26 protein-coding genes are annotated in these 25686 nt (G+C 54.7%); 11 read left to right on the forward strand and 15 right to left on the reverse strand.

Going from position 1 to position 25686, the window contains the following annotated elements; translation table 11 throughout:
- Positions 1-130: 130 nt before the first annotated feature.
- The 4 genes from C813_RS43450 to tamA form a co-directional block, all read right to left on the reverse strand.
- The gene (locus C813_RS43450) at positions 131-583 is read right to left on the reverse strand and encodes a hypothetical protein (RefSeq protein ID WP_017459127.1); all 453 of its coding nucleotides are present in this window, start codon (positions 581-583) and stop codon (positions 131-133) included.
- Positions 584-646: 63 nt separating this feature from the next.
- The gene (locus tag C813_RS43455) at positions 647-997 is read right to left on the reverse strand and encodes a gamma-glutamylcyclotransferase family protein (RefSeq protein ID WP_017459128.1); all 351 of its coding nucleotides are present in this window, start codon (positions 995-997) and stop codon (positions 647-649) included.
- 2 nt (positions 998-999) lie between these two features.
- Complete coding sequence (gene tamB / locus C813_RS43460) at positions 1000-4776, reverse strand: autotransporter assembly complex protein TamB (RefSeq protein WP_017459129.1); 3777 nt, start codon at positions 4774-4776, stop codon at positions 1000-1002.
- On the reverse strand, positions 4773-6506 hold the full coding sequence (tamA, locus tag C813_RS43465) for an autotransporter assembly complex protein TamA (RefSeq protein WP_017459130.1): 1734 nt from the start codon (positions 6504-6506) through the stop codon (positions 4773-4775). The genes tamB and tamA overlap by 4 nt, the downstream gene beginning before the upstream one ends.
- Positions 6507-6751: 245 nt before the next feature.
- On the opposite strand from tamA, the gene msrA reads away from it, so the two are divergent.
- Positions 6752-7396, forward strand: coding sequence for a peptide-methionine (S)-S-oxide reductase MsrA (msrA, locus tag C813_RS43470; protein WP_017459131.1), 645 nt, complete (start codon positions 6752-6754; stop codon positions 7394-7396).
- Positions 7397-7577: 181 nt separating this feature from the next.
- Positions 7578-8912 (forward strand): hemolysin family protein, encoded by a 1335-nt coding sequence (locus C813_RS43475; protein ID WP_017459132.1) that lies wholly within the window; start codon positions 7578-7580, stop codon positions 8910-8912.
- A 74-nt stretch (positions 8913-8986) separates the two neighbouring features.
- On the opposite strand, the gene C813_RS43480 is transcribed toward C813_RS43475, so the two are convergent.
- Positions 8987-9193, reverse strand: a complete 207-nt coding sequence (locus C813_RS43480; RefSeq protein ID WP_004857160.1) for a DUF1107 domain-containing protein — start codon at positions 9191-9193, stop codon at positions 8987-8989.
- 335 nt (positions 9194-9528) lie between these two features.
- On the opposite strand from C813_RS43480, the gene C813_RS43485 reads away from it, so the two are divergent.
- Positions 9529-10086, forward strand: a complete 558-nt coding sequence (locus C813_RS43485; RefSeq protein WP_017459133.1) for a YtfJ family protein — start codon at positions 9529-9531, stop codon at positions 10084-10086.
- Here the strand turns inward: C813_RS43485 and cysQ are convergent.
- Positions 10080-10820 (reverse strand): 3'(2'),5'-bisphosphate nucleotidase CysQ, encoded by a 741-nt coding sequence (gene cysQ, locus C813_RS43490; RefSeq protein WP_017459134.1) that lies wholly within the window; start codon positions 10818-10820, stop codon positions 10080-10082. The two genes, C813_RS43485 and cysQ, sit on opposite strands and share 7 nt — an antisense overlap.
- Before the next feature lie 189 nt (positions 10821-11009).
- Here cysQ and C813_RS43495 point away from each other — a divergent pair, with 189 nt between their 5' ends.
- On the forward strand, positions 11010-12953 hold the full coding sequence (locus tag C813_RS43495) for a bifunctional 2',3'-cyclic-nucleotide 2'-phosphodiesterase/3'-nucleotidase (RefSeq protein ID WP_017459135.1): 1944 nt from the start codon (positions 11010-11012) through the stop codon (positions 12951-12953).
- Here the strand turns inward: C813_RS43495 and C813_RS43500 are convergent, their stop codons facing one another.
- Positions 12954-13364 (reverse strand): winged helix-turn-helix transcriptional regulator, encoded by a 411-nt coding sequence (locus tag C813_RS43500; RefSeq protein WP_017459136.1) that lies wholly within the window; start codon positions 13362-13364, stop codon positions 12954-12956.
- Between the two features lie 85 nt (positions 13365-13449).
- On the opposite strand from C813_RS43500, the gene C813_RS43505 reads away from it, so the two are divergent.
- The 3 genes from C813_RS43505 (at position 13450) to C813_RS43515 (ending at position 16245) form a co-directional block, all read left to right on the forward strand.
- Entirely contained in the window at positions 13450-14298 is an 849-nt protein-coding gene (locus tag C813_RS43505) for an SDR family oxidoreductase (protein ID WP_017459137.1), read from the forward strand.
- A gap of 81 nt (positions 14299-14379) precedes the next feature.
- A complete protein-coding gene (locus tag C813_RS43510; protein ID WP_017459138.1) occupies positions 14380-15204 on the forward strand; it encodes an AraC family transcriptional regulator in 825 nt (274 codons plus the stop codon).
- Between the two features lie 75 nt (positions 15205-15279).
- Entirely contained in the window at positions 15280-16245 is a 966-nt protein-coding gene (locus tag C813_RS43515) for a DMT family transporter (protein ID WP_017459139.1), read from the forward strand.
- Positions 16246-16435: 190 nt separating this feature from the next.
- Here the strand turns inward: C813_RS43515 and C813_RS43520 are convergent, their stop codons facing one another.
- Positions 16436-18091 (reverse strand): methyl-accepting chemotaxis protein, encoded by a 1656-nt coding sequence (locus C813_RS43520; RefSeq protein WP_017459140.1) that lies wholly within the window; start codon positions 18089-18091, stop codon positions 16436-16438.
- Between C813_RS43520 and C813_RS47390 the strand changes: the two genes are divergently transcribed.
- Positions 18030-18275, forward strand: coding sequence for a hypothetical protein (locus C813_RS47390; RefSeq protein WP_167578993.1), 246 nt, complete (start codon positions 18030-18032; stop codon positions 18273-18275). The genes C813_RS43520 and C813_RS47390 overlap by 62 nt on opposite strands.
- A gap of 89 nt (positions 18276-18364) precedes the next feature.
- A complete protein-coding gene (gene ytfE, locus C813_RS43525) occupies positions 18365-19027 on the forward strand; it encodes an iron-sulfur cluster repair protein YtfE (RefSeq protein WP_017459141.1) in 663 nt (220 codons plus the stop codon).
- A 61-nt stretch (positions 19028-19088) separates the two neighbouring features.
- On the opposite strand, the gene cycA is transcribed toward ytfE, so the two are convergent.
- Both cycA and fklB read right to left on the reverse strand, forming a co-directional pair.
- Entirely contained in the window at positions 19089-20501 is a 1413-nt protein-coding gene (gene cycA / locus C813_RS43530; protein ID WP_017459142.1) for a D-serine/D-alanine/glycine transporter, read from the reverse strand.
- Positions 20502-20801: 300 nt separating this feature from the next.
- Positions 20802-21422, reverse strand: a complete 621-nt coding sequence (gene fklB / locus C813_RS43535) for an FKBP-type peptidyl-prolyl cis-trans isomerase (RefSeq protein ID WP_017459143.1) — start codon at positions 21420-21422, stop codon at positions 20802-20804.
- Positions 21423-21685: 263 nt separating this feature from the next.
- On the opposite strand from fklB, the gene C813_RS43540 reads away from it, so the two are divergent.
- A complete protein-coding gene (locus C813_RS43540) occupies positions 21686-22348 on the forward strand; it encodes a LysM-like peptidoglycan-binding domain-containing protein (protein ID WP_017459144.1) in 663 nt (220 codons plus the stop codon).
- Positions 22349-22368: 20 nt separating this feature from the next.
- Here C813_RS43540 and C813_RS43545 read toward each other — a convergent pair whose 3' ends face one another.
- From C813_RS43545 to rpsF, 5 genes are all read right to left on the reverse strand, one after another.
- Complete coding sequence (locus tag C813_RS43545) at positions 22369-23298, reverse strand: DMT family transporter (RefSeq protein WP_017459145.1); 930 nt, start codon at positions 23296-23298, stop codon at positions 22369-22371.
- Between the two features lie 278 nt (positions 23299-23576).
- Positions 23577-24026 (reverse strand): 50S ribosomal protein L9, encoded by a 450-nt coding sequence (gene rplI, locus C813_RS43550; RefSeq protein WP_017459146.1) that lies wholly within the window; start codon positions 24024-24026, stop codon positions 23577-23579.
- A gap of 41 nt (positions 24027-24067) precedes the next feature.
- Positions 24068-24295, reverse strand: coding sequence for a 30S ribosomal protein S18 (rpsR, locus tag C813_RS43555; RefSeq protein ID WP_000135199.1), 228 nt, complete (start codon positions 24293-24295; stop codon positions 24068-24070).
- Between the two features lie 4 nt (positions 24296-24299).
- Complete coding sequence (gene priB / locus C813_RS43560) at positions 24300-24614, reverse strand: primosomal replication protein N (RefSeq protein ID WP_017459147.1); 315 nt, start codon at positions 24612-24614, stop codon at positions 24300-24302.
- Between the two features lie 6 nt (positions 24615-24620).
- Positions 24621-25016 carry a 30S ribosomal protein S6 gene (gene rpsF / locus C813_RS43565; RefSeq protein ID WP_006686337.1) on the reverse strand — a complete coding sequence of 132 codons (396 nt, stop codon included), beginning with the start codon at positions 25014-25016 and terminating at the stop codon, positions 24621-24623.
- Positions 25017-25361: 345 nt separating this feature from the next.
- Here rpsF and C813_RS43570 point away from each other — a divergent pair, with 345 nt between their 5' ends.
- Positions 25362-25634 carry a YdgH/BhsA/McbA family protein gene (locus C813_RS43570; RefSeq protein WP_017459149.1) on the forward strand — a complete coding sequence of 91 codons (273 nt, stop codon included), beginning with the start codon at positions 25362-25364 and terminating at the stop codon, positions 25632-25634.
- The last annotated feature ends 52 nt before the right edge of the window (positions 25635-25686 follow it).

Here is a 25686-nt window from a genome sequence, read left to right on the forward strand (position 1 = left end):
AAAAGCCCTGGTGCGTGTGATGTGACCGGGGCTTTTTTTCGTCCTGGTTTTGTGAGCTGTCGGGTTAATGGCTCCTGATCCAGGCGACGAAATGGCAGAGAGCGGATAAACAGAGCGCGCGTTGGCACTTTTACGCTAGTCGGGCTTTTTGCCGCCAGGCAGAGAATGCCAGCACAATAACCGTGCTCAGCACCCGTTCCGGATGGAAATAGTCGTGAGCGACATTCACGCTCACACCTGGTGGTATTTGCGGCGCCAGCAGGAATTTATGCCCGGCGACAAACAGGCTAAACAGCGCCACGTTCCCCAGCGCGATCCCCAGGCTTCTTACCACAATCCCCTGCGCGGAAAAACGCTGCCGGGCATTTTGTCGTAGCATCAAAACCAGTATCAGCAAGCCAGAAAAAGCAAACAGCAGACCGTTAATCAGCGTCGCCAGCATAGCGGCGGAAACAGAGGTCGTTACCAGTCCGGCATGTCCCCAGAAAAAGTGGAGAAAAGGGTAATAAGTGAGGTAGCCAAAACTAAAGAGACCCGCCAGCAGCAGCGCTGCGGCAACTACCCAGGCTGTCTTACGTAACATGCTTTTCGTCCTTATTCTGCTGCAAAGAAAAACCGCGCCAGCGGCGCGGTTCTCTAAGCGTGATTACTTCTGGTACTGCTCGCGGTCAAGCCAGTTACCGCTCTCGATTAAGGTTTTTCCCTCAACCGAACGCTGGTAAACATACATCCAGGCGCTGCCATAAGGCGTCTGGATCAACTGGCGTTTGTACTCGCCGCCCGCGGTGCGCAGAGCGTCCAGCTCACCGAGCGTTGCTGCGTCGATACGATAAACTTCGCCCTTGACGCTTCCTTCACCGACTACCGCGCCGGGATAGTGCCCCAGACTATACAGCTGATGATTTTCGACACAAAAGTCCCCCAGCCACTGAGCATTGGTCATCCAGTGGCTGTTGCCCTGCTTGCGTCGTAAACTGCCGTAGACAAATATTCGCATTGCTAAAACTCAAACTGATAGAGCAAATCTAGTGCCTGATCTACGCCAGACACCGCTTCAAGATACAGCTTAGGCATCAGGCGATAACGTAACGTGAGAGTCGCCAGTGAGTCAAAAATTCCTACACCATATTTTACTTGTAGACCCGGTAGCACATAGCCGCTAACCACCACCTGCGAGGAGTCACCGACGCCCTGGGTGTCCAGCGCCAGATTGCTGACGCCAAAAGTCTCGCCGATTTTACCCACAACCTGACCACTTTGTGCAACCCCTAAGCCAATCAGCATCGATGTCATCGCCGCACTGTCGCTCTGTTCGCTCTCCAGCCCCTGACCACGCAGCAGGTACGAGAGCGCTTCTTGCTGCGACATCGCCGGATCGGAGAAGATCTCCGCTTTCGGCTCATCGGCGGTACCGGTGACGCGGACCCCGGCAATCACATCGTTTTCTGTCGATTCCGGGTTACGAATCGCTTCGATATTCAGCATCGGCTGATCCGGCGGCCCGGAGAACAGCAGCTCGCCTTTACGCACCAGCAAATCCTGACCGTAAGCATGGAAACGCCCTTCCGGGATATTGATCTGCCCGTTCAGGCCCAGCCCCTGCTTATCCTGCGCCACTTTCAGATCGCCCGTCAGCCGCGCTTTCAGGCCGAATGCATCGAGCCGCACGTTGTTGCCGACATGCACCGTCAGGTTGCTGTTGATCGGAATCGACGCGCTTTTGGGTTGTTCAGGCTGCAAATCGTTATTCAGCATCACTTCATCACTGGAGACGCCGACTGCGCTTTCTGGTAAGTCATGCACCACAATGCGCGCCCACGGCACATCCACGTTGCCATCCAGCGTAAACAGGCTTGGTGTCGCTTCGAATACCACATCCGGCGAGACATCCAGGCGCACCATCGGCGGCACGGTAATACGCACTTTGCTGCCTTTCGCCGCCACGCGCGCGCGCCAGTTATCAATCTGGCTCCAGTCGGCATCGCCGCTCAGGTTGATCTGCCCCTGCCCGGTACGCACCACGCCCTGCAAGGTCGAACTCATGCCGTTGAAATTCATCGCCAGCTGGCTGGGTTGCATATCAAACGGCATAAAGTTGCCGTCAATGTCCAGCCCGTTCAGCCCCAGTTGCCCGAACAACTGCGGGCTTTGTACGTTGCCGCCCAGGCGTAAACTGGCATTCAACGTGCCTGCCGCTTTCTCGCCCCGGCTGAAAATGGCGTTCACCATCGCCAGCGAGAAGTTGCGAATATTAACGTTGCCGCCCAGATTACGCCGCCCTTGCGGATCGGTGACCTGCACCTGGCCGTCGAACTGGCCGTTATTGGTCAGGCGGATCAGCCAGCCGAGATCGGCCCGGTTATCGCGCAGTTTTGCGTTGAGATTAAGGGTGTCAAACGCGAGCGGCAGCGGCGCGTCATTCACCACCTGCGTCACTTTCACGCCGCGCCCGGAGAGCGTCACTTCACCCTGTGGTAGCCCCTCTTTGGTGGTGTCCCAACTGACATCCGCTTTACCGCTGAACACACCGCTTGCTTGCGTGGTTTCAGGCATAAAGGGCTTCAGCATCGCCAGGTCGAAGCGGTTCAGGTTCACCACCGCGCGGCCTTCTGCGCCTGCGTCGATGGTTTGCGGAATGCAAAGTTCAGCGTTCGGGTTCAGCCAGCAGTGCGGGCCGATGGCGATTTTCTGTTCCTGATTGCGGTAATCCAGCGTTACCGGACGGTTAATCGACCACGGACCAACCGGCGTGGCAAAACGTGTATCGCTCAATGTCCCTTTCCAGCGCTGCTGCTGGCGATCAAAGCTGCCCGCCAGATTAAGCTGGCCGGAAACTGGCTCGCCCTGCACGCGCAACTGCAGTTTATGCTGCTGCTCATTGCCGTCCGCCGCCAGCGTCGCCAGGCTTACGTTAACGCCTGGCTGGGAAATACGTTCCACGCGCACATTCAGTTTGCCACCAATCTGATCGCTGGATTTCACATCGCCTTCCACCCGCACGCGAGCCACGGAAAGATCCTGCCAGCGCAGGTTATTGGCGGTGATATCCGCCAGCGCCTGCGGCGCATCCACCGTACCGCGAATTTTCACCAGCCCCTTCGCCGTACCACCCAGGCCTGGCAGCGCGTTATTCAGCCCCGGCGCATCAATCGTGGCATCGAGGTTGAGATCTTTAACGCCCAGCTCGCCTTTGATATCGGCGCTGTTTTTTCCCAGTTCGAGGTGCAGGCCGGGAATTGTCCACTGCAAATAGCTGTTACCTTTAAGCTGCCCGTCAACGTTGACCTTGTTCTGCTTCACGTTGCCGCTCAGTTTCAGCTCCGGCACCTCCATTTGCCAGCTACCGCCATACAGACTGCCGCGCGTTTTGATGAGTCCATTCAGTTTTGATGGCCACTCCGGGAAGGCTTTCGCGGTATCGATATCTTTCAGTGTTAATTCACCGCGCCAGCTAATCGCCTGCTGCCAGTCGAGCAGCGCTTTCAACTCGGTTTTGCCTTCCAGCGCTGCAATCACCAGTTTATCGAGGTTCAGTTGCTGCTCGTTGCCCTTACCATCAAGCGTAATGGTCGCAGGCGGTAGATCCTGGCCTTTCACCGCCGTGCGAAACGCCAGCGTATAGTCGGTCATTTTGCCGGTGAGTTTCAGATTCAGGTCATCGGCCTGGTACTGTTTTTCCCCGGTAAACGGCCAGTAAAGCTGCTTACTGGTTATCTCCAGATCCAGCGGCAAACCGGCTTCGGCCAGCTGGGTTTGCGCACGCAAATCCATGTCGACCGGACCGGAAAGATTCACGCCAACGTCGAGTTGCTTACGCATTTCGCCGCCGACTTTCAGTTTCACCTTCTCGCCTTTCAGCGGATCGATATTCAGCGTGGAATTGAGCGTAATATCCACCGGCCAGCTATCGCGCAACTGGGCGCTACCGGTGGCGCGCACCTGCCCCTGGTTGGAATCCACATCCAGTGCGTCGAGCTTCATCTGTCCGTCGATACTGCTCACTTTCAGCAATAAGCTGCGCACCAGAATGTCTGTATCGCCGGTGAGACGCAGTTGTTCGCCGCGAAACTCTTCAATATTGAGATTGAGCGGCAGGTGAACATCGGTCATTTCCGGCAGCAGCGGCTTTTCAAACAGCGCTTTCATGGTTTCACCGAGCGGTTTTTCCTGCGGCTGCGGGTTCTGGATTTTCGGTTCTACGACCTCTTCTTGCGCCACATCGGCCACTTTCGGCAGCGCAATCAGTAGACCTTGTAGCGAAGTGGGTTTCAGCGTCAGGTTTTTCTCCTGCCAGTTCAGGCCAGTGCTGAAATCCATCACCGAGACGGTGGTGTCGTCAATTTTGATGTTGACATTGTTGAGCGCCACCCGGCTAAGCGTTATCGGGTATGGCGTGGAGAGGTTCAGCGGCCCGCTCTCTTCCTCTTTTACCGGTGCGGCGGGCAGCATTTTTTTGCTGTCGATAACAACATTGATATCTTTCAACGACAGATCGTTCACGCACAGGCTGCTGTCGCGCAGGCAGCCGAGCTTCACCGCCAGATGCACTTCGCCCGCGTTAACCGCCACGCCCGGCTGGGTAAAACGGATATTTTTTAGCGTAAGATCGCGCCAGCCGCCGGTGACCTGGCTAATTTCCAGCCCCGGCACCCAGCGGTTGGCCGCGTTAAATAGCAGATGCAGCCCGCTGGTGGTGCCCACCAGAAAGACCACGGTACCCAGCACCAGCAGGATAAACACCAGGACGCAGAGGCTGATTTTCTTCCATAAACTCATAATTCCGGCCCCAACCCGATGTAAAACTGTAATCCGTGTTCTTCTTTATCGCCGACCGGCACCGCGAAATCGAGCTTGATCGGCCCGACCGGCGACTCCCAGCGCACACCAACACCCGCGCCGGTTTTCACATTGCTGCGACGGATGTCGCTCACCGCTTCGCCGCTGTCGACAAACGCCGCCCCCCACCATTTACCGGTGACGTTGTACTGATACTCCAGTGAACCGGTCGCCAGTTTGGAGGCACCAATCAGCTTGCCGCTGTCATTTTTAGGCGCGATAGATTTGTACTTGTAGCCGCGAATACTGCGATCGCCCCCGGCGAAGAAGCGCAGATCCGGTGGTACGCGATCAAAATCGCCGGTTTCGATCCAGCCCAGATTGCCGCGCATCACAAAGCGGTGACGATCGTAAAGGGTGCGGATCCAGACGTTTTGCGCCTGCAATACAAAGAAGTCGACATCCGATCCCCAGGCGGTATTCGAATAATCCACCGAGTAGCGCTGCGAATCGCCCCAGGTTGGCATCAGGCCGCCGCGCGAACGGGTACGGCTGATCATCACGCCGGGATAAAGCAGCATCGTGGTGTTGGTGACATTCGCCTGGGTAAAGTGGTCGAGGCTCCAGCGCAGGTTAATGGCGCGCTGCCAGCCGCTGGAGAGATCCCAGTATCGAGACAGCGCGAGCGTGGTGGAATCCGCTTCGGTATCGTTCAGATCGGTACGCTTAAAGCCGCCCTGCACCAGGTAATATTGCTCCAGCGGGTTTTTCAGCAGCGGCATCTTGTAGCTGAAATCAAGCTGCTGTTCCGGCGCGGAGATGCTGGTGCTGGTGGTCAGGCTGTGACCGTAAGAGTTCATCCACGGCTTTTTCCATGTTGCTTTGACACGCGGCCCGACGTCGGTCGAGTAGCCTACCCCGGTTTCAATGGTATTTTCCGTACGCGGTGACACCACGCCTTTAAGCGGCAACACTTTGGTTTTACGCGCTTTATCAAACTCTGGCGCGACAACTACCGAATTAAACCAGCCGGTGGCGGAAAGGCGGCGGTTTAGCTCTGCCAGATCCTGCGTCTGGTAATAATCGCCTTCGTGGAAGGGCACCAGGTTTTGCAGGTATTCGTCGCGGATTTGCGAGCCTTCAAATATCACTTTACCAAAGCGGTAACGCTGGCCGCTGTCGTAATCGATATCCCAGAACGCCTGACGGCGCTCAAGGGCAATGCCAAGCTGGCTTTTAAGGAACTGACTGTCGAAGTAGCCTTTACGTAGCGCCACGCTGGTGAGCGATTTTTTGAAATTGTCGTAATCGTTATGGTGCAGCACCGTGCCGATAGCGGGACGTTTTTTGAGTAAGTCGAGATAATCACTGTCCGTACGCGCGCCGCCGCGCAGGATCACGCTATTGCCACCAATGCGCACCGGTTCACCGGCTTGCACACGCGCAATCAGTACCTGGCGCCCTTTCGCCGGCGGCGGCCGCAGTTCGAAATCGATGGTGGGTTCGTAATAGCCTAAGGCTTTTAACCCTTCGCGAATGGCGTCATCCACGCGCGCCTGAAAACGGCGGTCCGGGGTCACTTCATCACTTTCAATGGTAGACAACTGGGCGCGCACGTTTTTTTGCAGCTCCCCAGTTAGCCCCTCCAGTTGCAATCGCACGTTGGCGGCGAAAGCCGTTTCGCCCACCAGCAGTAAAGCGGCAAAACATAACAGACGGATCTTTGGCACGTTCTCTCCTGAATATCCTTGTTCCCACCCCTGGAAGGAAACGTAAGCGCAGCTCCGCGCTGAGCCAGGTTTTGCCTTATGACAGAACACAAGCCGATAAAAACCCGTTAACACAGGTTGAAAAACGGACGACTACCCCAAAATTTCTTATGTTTAAATCTAGTCTGATTTATGGCGTTTATTGTGTTAAAACACAGGCCGCAACACAACCCTAACCGCAATTAGCCCCTCCGGGAGGTATCACCGTGAGTCTGTTCGATAAAAAAGAGCTTGTTTCCCAATCAGATGCATTGCCCGGACGCAATACACCGATGCCCGTTGCCAGTTTACATGCTGTTAACGAGCATTCAATGAGTCATGTTCCGGAAGGGATGGAGATTGCCCTGTTCGCAATGGGCTGTTTTTGGGGCGTGGAACGCCTGTTCTGGCAGTTAGACGGGGTTTATAGCACGGCTGCTGGCTATACCGGCGGCTACACGCCGAATCCGACCTACCGCGAAGTATGCTCCGGTCTGACCGGCCACGCGGAAGCGGTGCGCGTGGTATACGACCCGAGCGTAGTGAGTTATGAAAAACTGCTGCAGGTGTTCTGGGAAAACCACGATCCGGCCCAGGGCATGCGCCAGGGCAATGATTCGGGCACCCAGTACCGTTCCGGGATTTACCCGCTGACGCCAGAGCAAAGCGACGCCGCACAAGCCAGCCTTGCGCGCTTCCAGCAAGCGATGCGCAGCGCAGGCGACGCCCGCCAGGTGACGACCGAAATCAAAGCCGCGACGCCGTTCTATTACGCAGAAGATGAGCATCAACAATATCTGTATAAAAACCCGCACGGCTACTGCGGTATCGGTGGCATTGGTGTTTGTTTGCCACCGCAGCTTAACCCTTAAAAATATGCGGGTTTTATCGCCGAAAATCGGCGCATATTAAGCCTCTGGCAGCCTGCGACAGGCTTACGCTATACTACCCCTCGAAATTGCCGGTCCACCGCTTCGGGCCGGCTTTCATTAGTGTTTACCACATGGATATTCAAAACCCCTTCCGAGGATCCGGTTAATAGCTGGATAAATTATGTTAAACAGTATCTTAGTCATACTCTGTCTGATCGCGGTAAGTGCGTTTTTCTCGTTGTCCGAGATCTCACTCGCCGCATCGCGAAAAATTAAGCTCAAACTGCTTGCCGATGAAGGCAATATCAACGCGCAACGCATTTTAAAAATGCAGGAAACGCCTGGTATGTTCTTTACGGTGGTGCAAATCGGTCTTAACGCCGTTGCCATTCTTGGCGGTATCGTCGGCGACGCAGCGTTTTCCCCCGTTTTTCACGGCCTGCTGATCAATGTCGTTTCACCGGAGCTTGCCGAACAACTTAGCTTTATTATCTCTTTCTCGCTGGTGACCGGGTTATTCATTCTTTTCGCTGACCTGACACCGAAACGCATCGGTATGATTGCGCCTGAAGCCGTGGCTTTGCGTATCATCAACCCGATGCGCTTCTGCTTATTTGTTTTCCGCCCGCTGGTCTGGTTTTTCAACGGCCTGGCCAACGTCATTTTCCGCATTTTCAAACTGCCGATGGCGCGTAAAGATGACATCACTTCTGACGATATTTACGCGGTGGTGGAAGCCGGTGCATTAGCCGGGGTGCTGCGTAAGCAGGAGCACGAACTGATTGAGAACGTGTTTGAACTGGAATCGCGCACCGTGCCGTCATCCATGACCTCACGCGAGAACGTCATTTGGTTTGATCTACACGAAGATGAACAGAGCCTGAAAAAGAAAGTGTCGGAACATCCGCACTCGAAGTTTCTGGTCTGTAACGATGATATCGACCACATTGTCGGCTATGTCGACTCCAAAGATCTGCTGAACCGCGTACTGGCAAACCAGAGCATGGCGCTGAATAGCGGCGTGCAGATCCGCAATACGCTGATTGTTCCGGATACATTAACGCTCTCTGAAGCGCTGGAAAGTTTCAAAACCGCGGGCGAAGACTTCGCGGTGATCATGAACGAATACGCGCTGGTAGTAGGCGTCATCACGCTTAACGATGTAATGACGACATTGATGGGCGATCTGGTCGGCCAGGTGGAAGAGATGATCGTCGCACGTGATGAAAACTCGTGGCTGATTGACGGCGGTACACCGATTGATGACGTGATGCGCGTGCTGGATATCGATGAATTCCCGCAGTCCGGTAACTACGAAACCATCGGCGGCTTTATGATGTTTATGCTGCGTAAAATCCCGAAACGCACCGATGCGGTGAAGTTTTCCGGCTACAAATTCGAAGTGGTGGACATTGATAACTACCGCATCGATCAGCTGCTGGTAACTCGCATTGATACCCGCGCGGCGGTGTTAACGCCGAAGCTGCCGGATGCCGAAGGTAAAGGCGCGGCGTAATCTACCGCAGAAATGTCAACGGCCCCTTTGGGGCCGTTTTTTTATAGTACTTGAACTACTGCATAGCACAACTGTTAAGCCATCTCGGTCTGCAAACGCAGCACCTGACGGTTAACTTCAGACATGACAGACAGATGCTGTTTGTCTTTCACTTTCGGGATCAGGATTTTGCCCTTATCGAACTCGAAAGCGCCAACGTCCTTGATATACAACCGTCCACGAAACAGGATTTTTACGTACTTAGCCACCTGAAGTGGGTTGTAACGCTGGAAAATTTTCATTCTTGTATCTCCTGTGAAACATTACGCTCTTGCGGTTCCACAATCGGACCAACGTAGATGAGCGCAAATTTTAATGCTCAATGACTATAGTTCAGAACCTAACCCATACATAGTGTGAATAACTTTATTTACCTTTTGATGACAATTATTCAGAATATTCTTTTCAACACCTTACTCTGCGCAGTATAAGCCCACATTTTTTCACGGTTATGTGCGTTTGCCCGCAAACTGGCATCCAGATTGCGGGCAAAACGCATTGATCGCATTTATGATTAAAACGCGAACCCAAGTGGTCGGATCACCTGCACAAACACAAGAGATAATAAGGAAACGCCATGACCCTACGTAACATCCTGGCAGCGACATGCCTGTTACTGCCGTTGGTTGCTTCAGCCCATAATTTTGAGAACAACCAACGCGTGCCGCCTGTGGGCATAGCCGACAGAGGGGAGTTGATACTGGATAACGACAAGTTTAGCTATAAAAAATGGAATAGCGCCCAACTTCCAGGCAAAGTGCGAGTGGTGCAGCATATTGCCGGTCGAACCTCAGCAAAAGAGAAGAATGCCGCGCTGATTGAAGCGATCAAATCCGCAAAACTGCCGCACGATAAATACCAAACCACCACCATCGTTAACACCGATGACGCCATTCCCGGCAGCGCGATGTTTGTGCGCAGCAGTATCGAAAGCAATAAGAAGCTCTATCCGTGGTCACAATTTATTGTGGATAGCGAAGGCGTGACGCGCAAAGCCTGGAAACTGGACGAGGAGAGCTCGGCGATTGTGGTGCTGGATAAAGACGGGCGCGTACAGTACGCAAAAGATGGTGGTCTGAGCCAGCAAGAGGTGCAGCAAGTCATCGACCTGCTGCACAAACTGCTTAATCAGTAGAGCGAAACCCGAAAGCCGGGGTTGAGGAAGGATTCGCGCGGGGTGTAATCCAGTGTGCGCCCCTGCCAGTCGTGAACATGCGCCCCGGCGGCAACCGCCACCGCATGGCCTGCCGCCGTGTCCCAGACGTTGGTTGGCCCAAAGCGCGGGTAAAGCTGCGCTTTACCTTCCGCCACGAGACAAAATTTCAGCGAGGAACCAATCGCCGTAGTCTGGTGTTCGCCAAGGTGCTGTAAATACTCTTTCAGTTCATCGTCCGCATGTGAGCGGCTCACCACCACCAGCGGCGGGCGCGCATCACGAACCTGAATCTGCTGATGATGCCCCGCCTCATCTTTCCACGCTTTCCCTTCTGCGGCGGAATACATCACTTTCAGTACCGGTGCGTAAACCACGCCGAGCACCGGTTTTCCGTCCTCAATCAGGGCGATATTGACGGTAAATTCGCCGTTGCGTTTGATGAACTCTTTGGTGCCGTCCAGCGGGTCCACCAGCCAGTAACGCCCCCATGTCTGGCGAACCTCCCAACTGGGCGGATCTTCTTCTGACAGCACCGGAATGTCCGGCGTCAACGCCTGTAAACCGCGCACAATCACCCCGTGGGCAGCAATATCTGCGGCGGTTACCGGTGAGTCATCCACTTTGCTGGTGACTTCCATCGGCTTATGCCCATCGTAGACCTGCATAATGGCATCGCCCGCTTCGCGCGCGAGCTGGCAAATTGCATCTAACATTTTCCACCTCTTCTGTTCAGTGGTTTGTAACTCATTGTTTTACTTATATCGTATTGCGGCGGAATCTGCCATCTGTGATAGCGATTGCGTTTTCTTTGCGCGCTTTTATGGCAGTATTCACAATTCTGTAAGCAACAAAATGTACATAACACTTTCTTTTGTGGCTTAGATCGAAAAAGGATGCCTCTGATGATTAAGTTTAGTGCAACGCTTCTGGCCACGCTGATTGCGGCCAGCGTGCAGGCTGCAACGGTGGATTTACGTATTCTGGAAACCACTGATTTGCATAGCAACATGATGGATTTTGATTACTACAAAGACACGGCGACGGAAAAATTCGGCCTGGTACGCACCGCAAGCCTGATTAACGCCGCGCGAAATGAAGTCAAAAACAGCGTGCTGGTGGATAACGGCGACTTAATCCAGGGCAGCCCGTTGGGCGATTATATGGCGGCGAAAGGGCTGAAAGCCGGGGAGGTTCACCCGGTGTATAAAGCGATGAACACCCTTGATTACGCCGTCGGCAACCTGGGCAACCACGAATTCAACTACGGTCTGGATTACCTGCACAAGGCGCTGGCTGGCGCGAAATTCCCGTATGTAAACGCCAATATTATTGATGCGAAAAGCAAAAAGCCGCTCTTCACACCTTACTTAATCAAAGAGACGCCGGTCACCGACAGCGACGGCAAAACGCACACGCTGCGCATCGGTTATATCGGCTTTGTGCCGCCGCAGATCATGGTCTGGGATAAAGCCAACCTGAGCGGCAAAGTGACGGTGAACGACATCACCGAAACCGCGCGTAAATATGTGCCGGAAATGCGCGCCAAAGGCGCGGATCTGGTGGTCGTTGTCGCCCACTCTGGGCTGTCGGCTGAGCCGTATCAGGCGATGGCGGAAAACTCCGTTTATTACCTCAGTGAAGTGCCGGGTGTTGATGCGATCCTGTTTGGCCACGCCCATGCCGTCTTCCCGGGTAAAGATTTTGCGGCGATAAAAGGCGCGGATATCAAGAAAGGAACGTTGAACGGCATTCCGTCCGTGATGCCGGGCATGTGGGGCGATCATCTTGGCGTGGTCGATCTGGTGCTGAACAATGATTCTGGTAAATGGCAGGTGCGCGAATCCAAAGCCGAAGCGCGCCCGATTTATGACGCCGCGGCGAAAAAAGCCCTCGTTGACGAAGACAGCAAGCTGGTGCAGATCCTCAAACACGATCACGACGCCACCCGCGAGTTTGTCGGTAAACCGATCGGCAAATCCGCCGACAACATGTACAGCTACCTGGCGCTGGTGCAGGACGATCCGACCGTGCAGGTGGTGAACAACGCGCAAAAAGCCTACGTTGAGCACTTTATTCAGGGCGATCCGGATCTGGCAAAACTGCCGGTACTTTCCGCTGCCGCACCGTTTAAAGTGGGCGGTCGCAAGAATGATCCCGCCAGTTATGTCGAAGTGGAAAAAGGGCAGTTAACCTTCCGCAATGCCGCCGATTTGTACCTCTACCCGAACACGCTGGTGGTGGTGAAAGCGACCGGCAAAGAGGTGAAAGAGTGGCTGGAGTGCTCCGCCGGTCAGTTTAACCAGATCGATCCACACAGTGCTAAGCCGCAAAGCCTGATCAACTGGGATGGCTTCCGCACCTATAACTTCGATGTCATTGATGGTGTGAACTACCAGATTGATGTGACGCAACCGGCGCGCTACGACGGCGAATGCCAGAGCGTTAACCCGCAGGCGGAACGTATTAAAAATCTGACCTTTAACGGCAAGCCGATTGATCCGAACGCGGTGTTCCTCGTCGCGACCAATAACTACCGCGCCTACGGCGGCAAGTTTGCCGGTACCGGCGACAGCCATATTGCCTTTGCCTCGCCGGATGAAAACCGCGCGGTGCTGGCGAAATGGATAAGCGATGAAACCAAACAGAAAGGGGAAATCCATCCGGCTGCCGACAACAACTGGCAACTGGCGCCCATTCACAGCGACACGAAGCTGGATATTCGTTTTGAAACTGCGCCCACGGACAAAGCCGCCGCGTTTATCAAAGAGAAAGCTCGCTATCCGATGACGAAAGTCGCCAACGACGAGATCGGCTTTGCTATCTATAACATTCAGTTAAACAAGTAGTTATTCAACCAACGACTGCTGGCCTTCCTGTTCATCGCGGAAGGCCAGTACCCGCGGAACATTCAGTTCTATCCAGTCAGCAAGCGCAGCAACTTTCTCGCTTACCTGCTCACCCAGCGGGGTCAGGCTATACTCGACATGCGGGGGCACCACCGGATAAGCCACACGGTTGATAAAGCCATCCTGCTCCAGCCATTGCAGGCTTTGCGCCAGCATCTTTTCACTCACGCCGCCCATTTTGCGGCGCAAGTCGCTAAAGCGGTGAGTGCCATCGCGTAGCGCCATCAGAATCAGCACACCCCAGCGGCTGGTGACATGTTTCAGAACCTCCCGCGAGGGACACTGCTCGGCGAACAGGTTGCCATTGCGCACCAGTTCACTCAGCGTTTGTGGTTGGGTGTCGGTTTTCATACTTACCTTTTTGTACGTACTTACTAAAAGTTAGTTAAGGTGGTAGCGTACCACAACACTCACCGAACACCGAAGGAGAATACTTATGATCGCACTCACCGGCGCGACCGGCCAACTGGGCCAGTTTGTGGTAGAAGAACTGCTGAAAACCGTGGCGGCAAAAGAGATTGTCGCTATCGTTCGTAACCCGGCGAAAGCCGAAGCGCTCAGTAAGCAAGGTGTGCTGGTACGCCAGGCTGATTATGGCGACCAGGCCGCGTTAACCCAGGCGCTGGCGGGCGTGAACAAGCTGCTGCTGATCTCCAGTAGCGAAGTGGGCCAGCGCGCCGCGCAACACCGCAATGTGATAAACGCCGCCAAAGCCGCCGGGGTGAAATTCATTGCTTACACCAGCCTGCTGCACGCCGATAAATCCCCGCTTGGTCTGCATGTTGAACATGTTGAAACCGAGAAAATGCTCGCCGATTCCGGCATTCCTTACACCTTGCTGCGTAACGGCTGGTATAGCGAAAACTACCTGGCAAGCGCGCCAGCGGCACTGGCGCACGGGGTATTTATTGGCGCCGCCGGTGACGGCAAAATCGCCTCCGCCACCCGCGCCGATTACGCTGCCGCCGCCGCGCGCGTGATAAGCGAAGAAGGGCATGCGGGCAAAGTCTATGAACTGGCCGGTGACAACGGCTGGACGCTCACTGAACTGGCCGCGTTACTCAGCAAAGCCAGCGGTAAAAACGTGGTCTATCAGAACCTGAGCGAAGCCGATTTCACCGCCGCGCTGAAAGGCGCTGGCCTACCGGACTGGCTCGCCACCATGCTCGCGGATTCCGATGCAGGAGCCGCCAAAGGTGGTTTGTTTGATGACAGTAAAACGCTCAGCAAATTGATTGGCCGCCCGACTACGTCGATTGAAAAGAGCGTCAACGACCTTCTGTAAAGGTTACAAAGTGGTTAATTTTTGTAGCCTCCCGCCGGGCCATCCCTAATAATGAAGGGATGACCCGTGTGGAGAGAGATCGTGGAAGGCGTACCTGAGCAGTTTACTGACGAGCGAGATTGCGCACGCTTTCGCCACCTGGCGTTACTGCCGGGGGTGGAGCTGTACCACGCGCATATTTCGCGTTACGCCTTTGAGCCGCACACTCATGAAGCGTTTGGTATTGGCGCTATTGAAGCCGGTGCCGAACGCTTTCGTTATCGCGGTACGCAGTATGTCGCGCCGATGCATTCCGTGGTCACCATGAACCCTGACGAGCTGCACACCGGCGAGGCGGAAACCGCCGACGGCTGGCGCTATCGCATGGTTTACCTTGAGCCAGATCTCCTGGAGAAAGTGACCGGGATCCGCCACTGGTGGTTTAGCGATGTCATGCGTCACGATCCGCTGCGCACCCGGCAAATCTGCACCCAGATCCACGGCTTGTGGCACACCGACGATCCGCTGGCACAACAGGGGATTTTGCTGGATCTCATTGATACCTTCCGCCCGCTGGCGCACCATGCGCCACAGCGCCCGGAAGGCGCGCACCGGTTTGAGCGCGTGCGCGATTACCTGCATGACAACTATATGCACAACCTGACGCTCGACGAATTGGCGAAAGTCGCGGCGCTCAGCCCGTACCATTTTCAACGCCAGTTCAAGGTGCATTTTCATGTCACCCCGCACCAGATGCTGATGGCGATCCGCCTGTGGCGTGCCAAAGCGTTTCTGACGCAGGGCATGCCCGCCGCCGATGTCGCCGCCGTTACTGGCCTCACCGATCAATCACACCTCACCCGCGCATTTACGCACCGCTACGGCATCACGCCGGTGCGTTACCAAAAGCAAGTCACGCGCCGTTAATGCGCAATCTCATACAATATTCCCGCGCGTTGCTCTCCTACACTGTCCGCTGCCGATGTAAATGTAGGTGGAAAGATGATTAGTGGTGTGTTGTATGCCCTGCTTGCCGGGCTGTTGTGGGGGCTTATTTTTGTCGGCCCGTTGATCGTGCCGGATTACCCGGCGGCGCTGCAATCTACCGGGCGCTATCTGGCGCTGGGGATTATCGCCCTGCCGCTGGCGTGGCTGGGTCGTGCGCGCTTGCGCCAGCTTACGCGCAGCGACTGGTTCACTGCTTTATGGCTGACGATGATGGGCAACCTTATCTATTACGTCTGCCTGGCAAGCGCCATTCAGCGCACGGGCGCGCCGGTGTCGACGATGATTATCGCCACGCTACCGGTGGTGATCCCGGTGTGCGCTAACCTGCTCTACAGCCAGCGTGACGGCAAACTTTCGTGGCGGCGGCTTGCTCCCGCGCTGCTCTGTATTGCGCTGGGGTTAGGCTGCGTGAATATCGCCGAACTGCGCAACGGACTGCCCAATTTCAGCGGCTGGCGCTACGGCTCCGGTATTGTGCTGGCTTTCACTTCGGTCGCCTGTTGGGCCTGGTATGCGCTGCGCAATGCCCGCTGGCTGCGGGAAAACCCGGACAAAAACCCGATGATGTGGGCCACAGCACAAGCGCTGGTGACACTGCCGGTGTCACTGGTGGGTTATATTGCGGCATGCCTGTGGCTTGGTGTTCAGCAACCTGATTTCACCCTACCCTTCGGGCCGCGTCCGCTGGTGTTTATCACGCTGATGTTCGCCATTGCGGTACTCTGCTCGTGGGTGGGCGCATTGTGCTGGAACATTGCCTGCCAGCGCTTACCGACGGTGATTGTCGGCCCGCTGATTGTCTTTGAAACCCTGGCCGGGCTGCTCTATACCTTTGTGCTGCGCCAAAGCCTGCCGCCGCTGCTCACCGTCTGCGGCATTATCTTGCTGGTCGGCGGCGTGCTGATGGCGGTGCTGTCGAAACCGGAAAGAGCCAGCGTCACCGCCCTGAGCGCCGAATAAAAACCGTCTTCGCATTGGTTTCGCGCCGATAAACGGCGCGAAACTCAGGCCTCAGCCCGTTCGGTGAGAGCGTATGCCACGCAATCAGGCATAACCACTCTGTGTCGATGAGTGCCCCCGCCTGTGATTTTCAAATAGGCATAAAAAAACCCGGCATATGCCGGGTTTCGGGAGCGCGACGCAACCGTTATCAGAACGTTTCCCAGTTGGCTTCGCTGAAACTTTCGGTCGCTTTGGCCTGCGGTTTGCTGGCTGGCGTGACTAATGCCGGACGGCGTGCGCTACGCGTACGGTTGACCTTGAATACCGCCACGGTTTCAGTCAGGCGCGCGGCCTGCTCTTCCAGTGCTGCAGCGGCAGCGGCAGACTCTTCTACCAGCGAGGCGTTCTGCTGGGTAACGCGGTCCATCTCGGCAACGGCCTGACCCACCTGATCGATACCACGGCTCTGCTCGTCAGACGCAGACGAGATTTCGCCCATAATGTCGGTCACGCGCGTGACGGCGCTGACGATTTCAGCCATGGTTTCCCCGGCTTCATGCACCAGTGCGGCACCCGCATTGACACGATTACCAGAGTCTTCAATCAGCCCTTTAATCTCTTTCGCTGCCTGCGCGCTACGCTGCGCCAGGGTACGCACTTCGCCCGCAACCACGGCAAAGCCACGGCCTTGTTCGCCCGCGCGCGCCGCTTCAACGGCGGCGTTTAGCGCCAGGATGTTGGTCTGGAAGGCGATACCGTCAATCACGTTGGTAATCTGCGCGATTTTGCTGGAACTGGTGGCAATCTCATCCATGGTGCGCACCACACCATCCACCACGTCACCGCCTTTCTTCGCAGTACCGGACGCATTCAGCGCCAGTTGCGTTGCCTGACGGGCGTTGTCGGCGTTCTGTTTCACCGTCGCGGTGAGCTGCTCCATGCTAGCAGCGGTCTCTTCCAGAGAAGCAGCCTGCTGCTCAGTGCGTGAAGAGAGATCGTTACTGCCGGCAGAAATTTCACCCGCGCCAGTGTAAATGGTGTCTGCGCCATCACGAACGACGCTCACGGTTTTCACCAGCGACTGCTGCATTTCCTGAACATTCTGCGCCAACAGCGCCATTTCGTTTTTGCCTTCGGCGTCGATGTTATGCGTCAAATCGCCGCTTGCGATGTGGCGGATATGGCTCATCACCTCATGCAACGGCTTCAGCAGAACGCGCTGCATCGCAACCCAGCTCATGACAATCACCGCCAGCACAACCAGCATCACCGTACCGAGGATCCACAGGATACGCTGGTAATCGCGTTCATTCTGGACGATCCCTTCACTCGCCAGTACGGTTTGCGCATCGCGCCACGCGCGATAGCTCTTCTGCATGGCAACTTGTTTCGCTTCGGCGTTCTGGCGGAACATATCTTCCAGATTCCCGGCGAGCAGCAGACGGTTCATCTCTGTCAGCGTCGCATGGTAGATGCCGTATTGCGTTTCCAGATCTTTCGACAGGTTTTTATCCAGCCCTGGGGTGTCCGGAATAGTTTTGTACTTCTCGAAATGCTGTTGCGCCTGGTTCAGCAAGTTGGTGGCCGTTTGCGCCAGTTCATTAAGCTGGCCGCCATTAATCTGGCTGGCAGTGCTGCTTTGCAGACGCAGCATGCCGCGGTTCAGCGTCACACGCGCCTGGTTGAGACTGATCCAGGCATCGGTAAATTCGGAAACGTTCTGGCTGGAAACCTGAGAAACGTTGAAGTTGTTTTTATCGTTATTAAGCGCACTGATGAACACGCCAGCGGAGATCAGCTGCATGGCACCAAGTACAAGTAACACCATGATTAATAAAGTAATAACTTTTATTCTTTTAAACATTGTAAGCCTTTATAGCGTGCAGGATATTGTCTGGAGTTTTGGTATCGGCAGCGGCGCGGAGTTGTTTAATTGTGATGCAGGTCGCAATCCAGTAATTTCCAATAAAAACACCGGTATTCAACATGTTAAATTCGTAAGATTTTTTGTGATGGATATCACATTTCTTCGTGTAAGAAAGGAATAAGGCGATTCTCGCTGCCCCAAAAGGGGTATATCATCGGCTTAAAGATGCATTTAAAATACAACTTATAGATTCCACATGAGGTAACTGCTATGGCTTTCCGCGATCAACCCCTGGGTGAGCTGGCGCTCTCCATCCCCCGCGCCTCCGCACTGTTCCGTAAATATGATATGGATTACTGCTGCGGCGGTAAGCAGACGCTGGGACGTTCTGCGGCCCGCAAAGAGCTGGATATTGACGTCATCGAAGCCGAGCTGGCGACGCTTGCCGAGCAGCCGATTGAGAAAGACTGGCGCGTGGCGGGGCTGGCGGAAATCATCGACCACATTATCGTGCGTTACCATGACCGTCACCGCGAACAACTGCCGGAACTGATCCTGCAGGCCACCAAAGTTGAGCGCGTCCACGCCGATAAACCGAACGTGCCGCGCGGCTTAACCAAATACCTGACCATGCTGCACCAGGAACTTTCCAGCCACATGATGAAAGAGGAGCAGATCCTGTTCCCGATGATCAAACAGGGCATGGGTTCGCAGGCGATGGGGCCGATAAGCGTAATGGAGAGCGAGCATGATGAAGCGGGCGAACTGCTGGAAGTGATCAAACACATTACCAATAACGTCACACCGCCGCCGGAAGCCTGCACCACCTGGAAGGCGATGTATAACGGTATCAACACCTTGATTGACGATCTGATGGAACACATCAGCCTGGAAAACAACACTCTGTTCCCGCGTGCCCTCGCTGGCGAATAAATAAAGGCGCCCGAGAGCGCCCTGATTCATGGAAGTTTAGAGCCGCCGCGCGGCTCTTTTTTTATGGCTGGCGGTTAGCCAGACGCTTTTTGCCCGCGTACAGCCAGCCTGCACCCAGCACCACAAACCACAACGGCGTCACGATCAGCGCCTGGCGGGTATCCGCTTCCAGCGTCAGCAGTACCAGCACAAAGGCGAAGAACGCCATGCACACCCAGCACATCATTTTGCCCAGCGGCATTTTATAGTTCGACTTTTCATGCAACTGCGGGCGCTGCTTACGATACACCAGGTACGAGCAGAGGATGATCGTCCAGACGAACATAAACAGGATCGCCGATACGGTGGTGATCATGGTGAACGCGGCAATCGCGCTCGGATTCACGTACAGCATCACCACGCCGCCCAGCAGGCAAATACAGGAGAAGGTCAGCCCTTTCGCCGGTACCGCGCGTTTAGAGAGCTTAGCGAACGCTTTCGGCGCTACGCCATCCTGCGCCAGGCCGAACAGCATCCGACTGGTGGAGAAGACGCCGCTGTTGGCGGAAGATGCCGCCGAAGTTAGCACTACGAAGTTGATAATGCTCGCCGCCGCCGGAATCCCCACCAGCACGAATAACTCAACAAACGGGCTCTTATCCGCCACCACGGAACTCCACGGTGTCACCGACATGATCACAATTAGCGCGAAAACGTAGAACATAATGATACGCACCGGGATCGAGTTGATGGCGCGCGGCAGGGATTTCTCCGGATCTTTGGTTTCCGCTGCGGTCGTTCCGACCAGTTCAATCCCCACAAAAGCAAACACCGCAATCTGGAAACCGGCAAAGAACCCGCTGATGCCTTTCGGGAACCAGCCGCCGTCATTCCACAGATGCGAGAAGGAGGCTTCAACGCCGGTTGGAGATTTAAAGTGCATCAGCACCATCACCACACCCACGATAATCAACGCGACAATGGCGACGATTTTGATCATCGCAAACCAAAACTCCATCTCGCCGAACATTTTCACCGTCGCGAGATTGAGGCTCAGCAGCACGACGACAACGGCCAGCGCCGCTACCCAATCGGCAAGGCCGGGGAACCAGAACTGCGCGTAAGCCGTGATGGCGACGACATCGGCCATACCGGTCACTACCCAACAAAACCAGTATGTCCAGCCGGTAAAATACCCCGCCCACGGCCCTAACAGGTCAGCGGCGAAGTCGCTAAAGGATTTATATTCGAGATTCGACAGCAGTAATTCACCCATGGCGCGCATGACGAAAAACAGCATAAAGCCGATGATCATATAGACAAAAATGATCGACGGACCGGCGAGGCTGATGGTTTTCCCGGAGCCCATAAACAGCCCGGTTCCGATGGCACCGCCAATGGCGATGAGCTGAATATGCCGGTTTGTGAGATTTCGCCGTAGCGACTGTTCAGTCGACGCCTGTTCATCGGCCACGACTTTAACCTGATCTACCATGTTGTATTCCTGTCTGTGTTGTTGGGGCTCTACTGGCCTTTTTTAGTTGCGTGTTCCGCCCTTGTATGGACGCAAAGATATTAGGTAAGAATCGGCGGGATGAATACTCGGAATTAAAAACAATGTTAAATATTTGTTTAAAGTGAGTGTCATATCACTCAGGTAACGCGAAATAGCTCACAAAAATACACCTGATTGCGCCATTTGCAAGATAATCTGTTGGCATTGGTTTTATTAACAAACGATCAGCGCAGTAGGTGTAGCCCCTTCCCTGACGGGAAGAGGCATTCATGCGGGGAATTACAGAATTTCCAGCAGTTCCACTTCAAATACCAGCGTGCTGAACGGCGGAATAGACGCGCCAGCGCCGCGCTCGCCGTACGCGAGGTTATGCGGAATAGTCAGTTCCCATTTTGAACCCACCGGCATCAGCGTCAGGGCTTCGATCCAGCCAGCAATCACGCCGTTAACCGGGAATTCAGCCGGTTCGCCGCGTGCAACGGAGCTGTCAAACACGCTGCCGTCAATCAGTTTACCGGTGTAGTGCACACGTACACGGTCGGTACGCGCCGGGATAGCGCCTTCGCCCTGGGTGATTACGCGGAATTGCAGACCGGATTCGGTGCTGTTCACGCCTTCACGCTCGCGGTTCTCGTCCAGATATTTCACGCCTTCTGCCGCCATCTCTTCGAAACGGGAACGACGCACAGCGTCGGCACGCTCGTGGATTTCACGCAGCGCGCGATGGACAACGTCGACAGGAACAGCGGGTTGTTTGCCTTCCAGTGCATCTGCGATCCCTGCGACCAGCGCTTCCGGTAACAGCCCCTCTAACCCGGATTCGCTCAGCTGCTGTCCTACCTGCAAACCAATGCCGTAGCTGGCTTGCGCTTCGATCGTGTCAAAAGTTGGGGTTGTCATGGGTTTTCCTTTCATCGCTTTTTAAGGTAGCGCGCAGCATAACAGCCGCGCTGCACCGGGTAAAACTTTGTCGCAGGAAAGATGACAAATCGCAGGGAAAGGGAAAGAATACAGCAAGTAAGATTTATCCCGAATTGCGCTCACAAAATGCAGCTTTTTGTCGACTTTCAGGCAGTTAAAAACGGCGTACGCCGCAGTGGCGGGATAAAGTGTATATACTCAACGAGACAGGACACTAAATGACGCGGAGCAGGAGGAAAGCCATGCCCGGGCGATTTGAACTGAAACCTACCCTGGTGAAAATCTGGCAAGCCCCGGACCATTTTCGCCTGATGGACCCGCTCCCGCCATTGCACCGTCGCGGCCTGATCCTCGCGGCTTTGCTGGTGGTAATCGGTTTTCTGTTACCGTCAACTGACGACAGCAACCGCGCCACTGCGCCATCCAGCGCTCGCGAAGCGCAACTCAATCTTCCTGCCTCTTCACAGCCGCAACCTTCCACAACGGAACCCACACCGCCGCAGGTAGTGAGTGAGCCGCAGCAGACCGCGCCGAGTGCGGAAGAGTCCATGCAACAGCAGGAACCCGTCGAGCAACAGCAACCCGTGCAGCAACCGCGCCAGCATATAGCGCAGAACACGCTGCCCTCTTCCGGCGGCATTGAGCAGCAGTGGCGCGCTTACCGTGTTGAAGAGGGGAAAACGCTGGCGCAACTGTTTCGCGATCACAATCTGCCGCCAACCGATGTCTATGCGATGGCCAAAGTGGAAGGTGACGGTAAACCGCTGAGCAGCCTGCAAAGCGGCCAGATGGTGAAAATCCGTCAGAACGCCAACGGCGTAGTCACCGGGCTGACCATCGAAACCGGCGGTCAGCCGGTGCTGTTTACTCGTCAGCAGGACGGCAGCTTTATCCGCGCACGTTAAGCCACCATGCCGGGTATACGTTACCCGGCTCGTTTGTTGACCCACCAAATTCCTGAGCAGACCAGCACCAGTGCGACCGCGTATTTGATTTCGAGAATATTTTCACCAAGGAAAATGGCGGAGAGCACCGAACCGGCAACCGGTATCACGAAATTGAACGGCGCGATCATACTCACGCGATTCACTTTCAACAGCATGCTCCACAGCGCAAAAGCCACCGCAGACAGCAGCGTAAGATAACCGAGGATCGCGACCGCGCTGAAGCTATGCACTTCCAGCGTTCCCCCCGACAGATAGCCGCCAATCAGCAGCGCGACGCCACCAATTGCCAGTTGCCAGCCGGTCATCACCGTCGGATCTACCGTCTGGGAAATACGTTTGCCATACAGCGTGGCGGCAGAGAGGATAAACGCCGCCAGCACAATGAAACCGTCGCCATTCCAGACAAAAACAAAATCCCGCATACCGCTGTGGAAGTTCACCAGCATGACGCCGGCAAAACCCAGAATACAGCCGAGGCTTTTGTTGTAGCTGAGCTTGTCGTTTTGATAGATAAAGTGCGCCAACAGCACGCTGAAGAAGGTGCCGGTCGCATTCATGATCGACCCGTTTACGCCGGTAGTATAAGCAAGACCAATATAGAAGAAGGTGTATTGCAGGGTCGTTTGCGTTAACCCGAGTACCGTCAGTTGCCCAAACTGCATAGCCGATAATCGGCCGATCGGTTTGCGCTGCGCCAGCGCAAACAGCAGCAGCAATACGCCTGCAAACAGGAAACGGTAACCGGCAAATACCACCTTTGAGGGGATATCGTCGGTGGCGATTTGAAAGAGTTCGTAGCCGTTTTTAATGGCCGGGTAGGAGCTCCCCCACAGCAGACAACAGAGCGTGGCACAGGCGTAAGCCACATTTCGGCGGGCAAAAACGGACGCAGGCAGAGCGGTTTCCATGACAAATCTCAAAGATAAAATTGCGTTTCAATTATTATCCGAGGATGCATAAGAAATCCCTATTCTGCAAGGAACAATGACCATTTCTGGTGAGAGTGCGGAAAAGCAAAACGCCGGCACAAGGCCGGCGTTTCATTCCCCGTCGTATTTCGCGTTGCAGACGCGTTGGCTGCGTTCACTCACCCCAGTCACTTAGTTATCTAAGCTTCTGGGGATTCACTCACTTGCCGCCTTCCTGCAAGCCCGAACGACTTAGGGGCATTGCTGTGAGTAACGAATTACTCAGCAACAACGTTTACAGTCAGTTTAGCGAATACTTCGCTGTGAACCTGGAAGTCCACTTCGTGCTCACCAACAGTACGCAGAACGCCGTTCGGCAGGCGAACTTCGCTCTTCGCAACTTTCACGCCAGCTGCAGTTACAGCGTCAGCGATGTCGCGAGTACCGATGGAACCGAACAGTTTACCTTCATCGCCAGATTTAGACGCGATGGTAACAGAGCCCAGTGCGTTGATGCTTTCAGCACGAGCGTTAGCAGCCGCCAGAACGTCAGCCAGTTTGGCTTCCAGTTCAGCGCGACGAGCTTCGAAATACTCAACGTTTTTCTTGGTAGCCGGAACAGCTTTACCCTGCGGTACCAGGAAGTTACGAGCGTAGCCCGCTTTAACGTTAACCTGATCACCCAGGCTACCCAGGTTTGCTACTTTATCAAGCAGAATAACTTGCATTACCTTATCCTCTCAAAGTCGTATTAATGGACCGTGACCGATTACTGATGACGATCAGTGTACGGCAGCAGGGACAGGTAGCGAGCGCGTTTGATAGCGCGTGCCAGCTGGCGCTGATATTTTGCACGGGTACCGGTGATACGGCTCGGGACAATCTTACCGCTTTCGGTGATGTAGTTTTTCAGCGTAGCGATATCTTTATAGTCGATCTCTTGAACGCCTTCCGCGGTGAAACGGCAGAACTTGCGACGACGGAAATAACGTGCCATTTGGCTAGTCTCCAGAATCTATCAATTCAATCTGCTCGGCATGCAGAACCATTTTGCTCAAGCCGTTCTTTGCCTTGTGGCAACTGATGAACCCCTGAACAGTTACTGCGCTGCCGACCGTTATACTGTGAGTAATGGCCTGGTTCTCCTGCCCGCTGATTATTACAGGCATTTGGCACCACGCCTGCCGGTGGAAACCGGCTTCCTCCTGCACAGAACGGTGCTCAAGCACGAACTGGCAGTGAGGAATTCCTGACGGGCTGACCTTACGAAGCGGCGCCCTGCACACTGTGCCGGACAACACCAGGCGGTTGGCCATCAGTAATTACTCTTCAGAATCCCCAGCATCTGCATCATCTGCGGTTTCATTTGCGAAATCATCGCGACGCTCACGGCGCTCGTCTTTCGCTTTAACCATCGGAGATGCTTCGGTAACAGCGTGTTTAGTACGCATAACCATGCTGCGGATAACGGCATCGTTGAAGCGGAAGTTTGTTTCCAGCTCATCGATCACTTCCTGCGGAGCTTCAACGTTCAGCAGAACGTAGTGGGCTTTGTGCAGTTTGTTGATCGGGTAAGCCAGCTGACGGCGGCCCCAGTCTTCCAGACGGTGGATCGTACCTTCTGCTGCAGTGATTGCACCAGTGTAACGTTCGATCATACCCGGAACCTGTTCGCTCTGGTCAGGATGGACCATAAAAACGATTTCGTAATGACGCATCGAATTGCTCCTTACGGATTATTCAGCCTCCTGTCTGGGTCAGCCGAATCCCGGGGAGGCAAGGAACGTGATTAAAGGTCGGCTGAAAAATTGACGCGTCATAATACTGATGTCCCCTGACAAACTCAAGGCAATTGCACAAATAATTCGCACTAAGCGCAAAGAGAAGCGCACCTGGCGAATTAAAATTAAGCACAACGCATTACGGCAATTTTTTGAACAACAGCATCAGAAATGGTCGCGATACCTTTTTGGGCTAACGCGTAAACTTTAAAACAGGCCTCGAACATAAGGAGGAAAGATGGTGAAAAACTAAAAAACGGCGTTTTATCGGAGCATAACATCATGAAATACATCGCAATATTATTAACAACCTTGCTGCTTAGCGCAAATACCGCAGCGGCAATTAAACTCAACAACCAGCAAGCCCACAACATGGACGATGTGCATAGCTTAGGCGTTATCTATATCAATCATAACTTCGCCACCGAGCATGACGCGGACGAGGCACTCAATGACGAGGCCGACGCGCACAGCGCCAAATATTACCGTGCAGAGCTCACTCATGAGCCGGGGAGCAACGGCAACCTGCACGCCAGCGCGTTTATCTACCGCTAATCACACGTTTTACAGGCCAGTCCCTCTTGCATTTGCGGCCCCGCATTGGGGC

It is taken from the genome of Kosakonia sacchari SP1 (assembly GCF_000300455.3).
Classification (GTDB): Bacteria; Pseudomonadota; Gammaproteobacteria; order Enterobacterales; family Enterobacteriaceae; genus Kosakonia; species Kosakonia sacchari.

Excerpts from the sequence above, each read along its gene's own strand:
- C813_RS43485 (WP_017459133.1), top strand. The coding sequence starts at position 9,529 with ATGACCCTACGTAACATCCTGGCAGCGACATGCCTGTTACTGCCGTTG.
- rplI (WP_017459146.1), bottom strand. The coding sequence starts at position 24,026 with ATGCAAGTTATTCTGCTTGATAAAGTAGCAAACCTGGGTAGCCTGGGT.
- C813_RS43480 (WP_004857160.1), bottom strand. The coding sequence starts at position 9,193 with ATGAAAATTTTCCAGCGTTACAACCCACTTCAGGTGGCTAAGTACGTA.
- rpsR (WP_000135199.1), bottom strand. The coding sequence starts at position 24,295 with ATGGCACGTTATTTCCGTCGTCGCAAGTTCTGCCGTTTCACCGCGGAA.
- C813_RS43450 (WP_017459127.1), bottom strand. The coding sequence starts at position 583 with ATGTTACGTAAGACAGCCTGGGTAGTTGCCGCAGCGCTGCTGCTGGCG.
- C813_RS43475 (WP_017459132.1), top strand. The coding sequence starts at position 7,578 with ATGTTAAACAGTATCTTAGTCATACTCTGTCTGATCGCGGTAAGTGCG.
- C813_RS43545 (WP_017459145.1), bottom strand. The coding sequence starts at position 23,298 with ATGGAAACCGCTCTGCCTGCGTCCGTTTTTGCCCGCCGAAATGTGGCT.
- C813_RS43570 (WP_017459149.1), top strand. The coding sequence starts at position 25,362 with ATGAAATACATCGCAATATTATTAACAACCTTGCTGCTTAGCGCAAAT.
- C813_RS47390 (WP_167578993.1), top strand. The coding sequence starts at position 18,030 with ATGGCACCAAGTACAAGTAACACCATGATTAATAAAGTAATAACTTTT.
- cycA (WP_017459142.1), bottom strand. The coding sequence starts at position 20,501 with ATGGTAGATCAGGTTAAAGTCGTGGCCGATGAACAGGCGTCGACTGAA.
- C813_RS43515 (WP_017459139.1), top strand. The coding sequence starts at position 15,280 with ATGATTAGTGGTGTGTTGTATGCCCTGCTTGCCGGGCTGTTGTGGGGG.
- rpsF (WP_006686337.1), bottom strand. The coding sequence starts at position 25,016 with ATGCGTCATTACGAAATCGTTTTTATGGTCCATCCTGACCAGAGCGAA.
- fklB (WP_017459143.1), bottom strand. The coding sequence starts at position 21,422 with ATGACAACCCCAACTTTTGACACGATCGAAGCGCAAGCCAGCTACGGC.
- ytfE (WP_017459141.1), top strand. The coding sequence starts at position 18,365 with ATGGCTTTCCGCGATCAACCCCTGGGTGAGCTGGCGCTCTCCATCCCC.
- C813_RS43455 (WP_017459128.1), bottom strand. The coding sequence starts at position 997 with ATGCGAATATTTGTCTACGGCAGTTTACGACGCAAGCAGGGCAACAGC.
- C813_RS43540 (WP_017459144.1), top strand. The coding sequence starts at position 21,686 with ATGCCCGGGCGATTTGAACTGAAACCTACCCTGGTGAAAATCTGGCAA.
- C813_RS43495 (WP_017459135.1), top strand. The coding sequence starts at position 11,010 with ATGATTAAGTTTAGTGCAACGCTTCTGGCCACGCTGATTGCGGCCAGC.
- cysQ (WP_017459134.1), bottom strand. The coding sequence starts at position 10,820 with ATGTTAGATGCAATTTGCCAGCTCGCGCGCGAAGCGGGCGATGCCATT.
- C813_RS43505 (WP_017459137.1), top strand. The coding sequence starts at position 13,450 with ATGATCGCACTCACCGGCGCGACCGGCCAACTGGGCCAGTTTGTGGTA.
- tamB (WP_017459129.1), bottom strand. The coding sequence starts at position 4,776 with ATGAGTTTATGGAAGAAAATCAGCCTCTGCGTCCTGGTGTTTATCCTG.
- C813_RS43500 (WP_017459136.1), bottom strand. The coding sequence starts at position 13,364 with ATGAAAACCGACACCCAACCACAAACGCTGAGTGAACTGGTGCGCAAT.
- C813_RS43520 (WP_017459140.1), bottom strand. The coding sequence starts at position 18,091 with ATGTTTAAAAGAATAAAAGTTATTACTTTATTAATCATGGTGTTACTT.
- priB (WP_017459147.1), bottom strand. The coding sequence starts at position 24,614 with ATGGCCAACCGCCTGGTGTTGTCCGGCACAGTGTGCAGGGCGCCGCTT.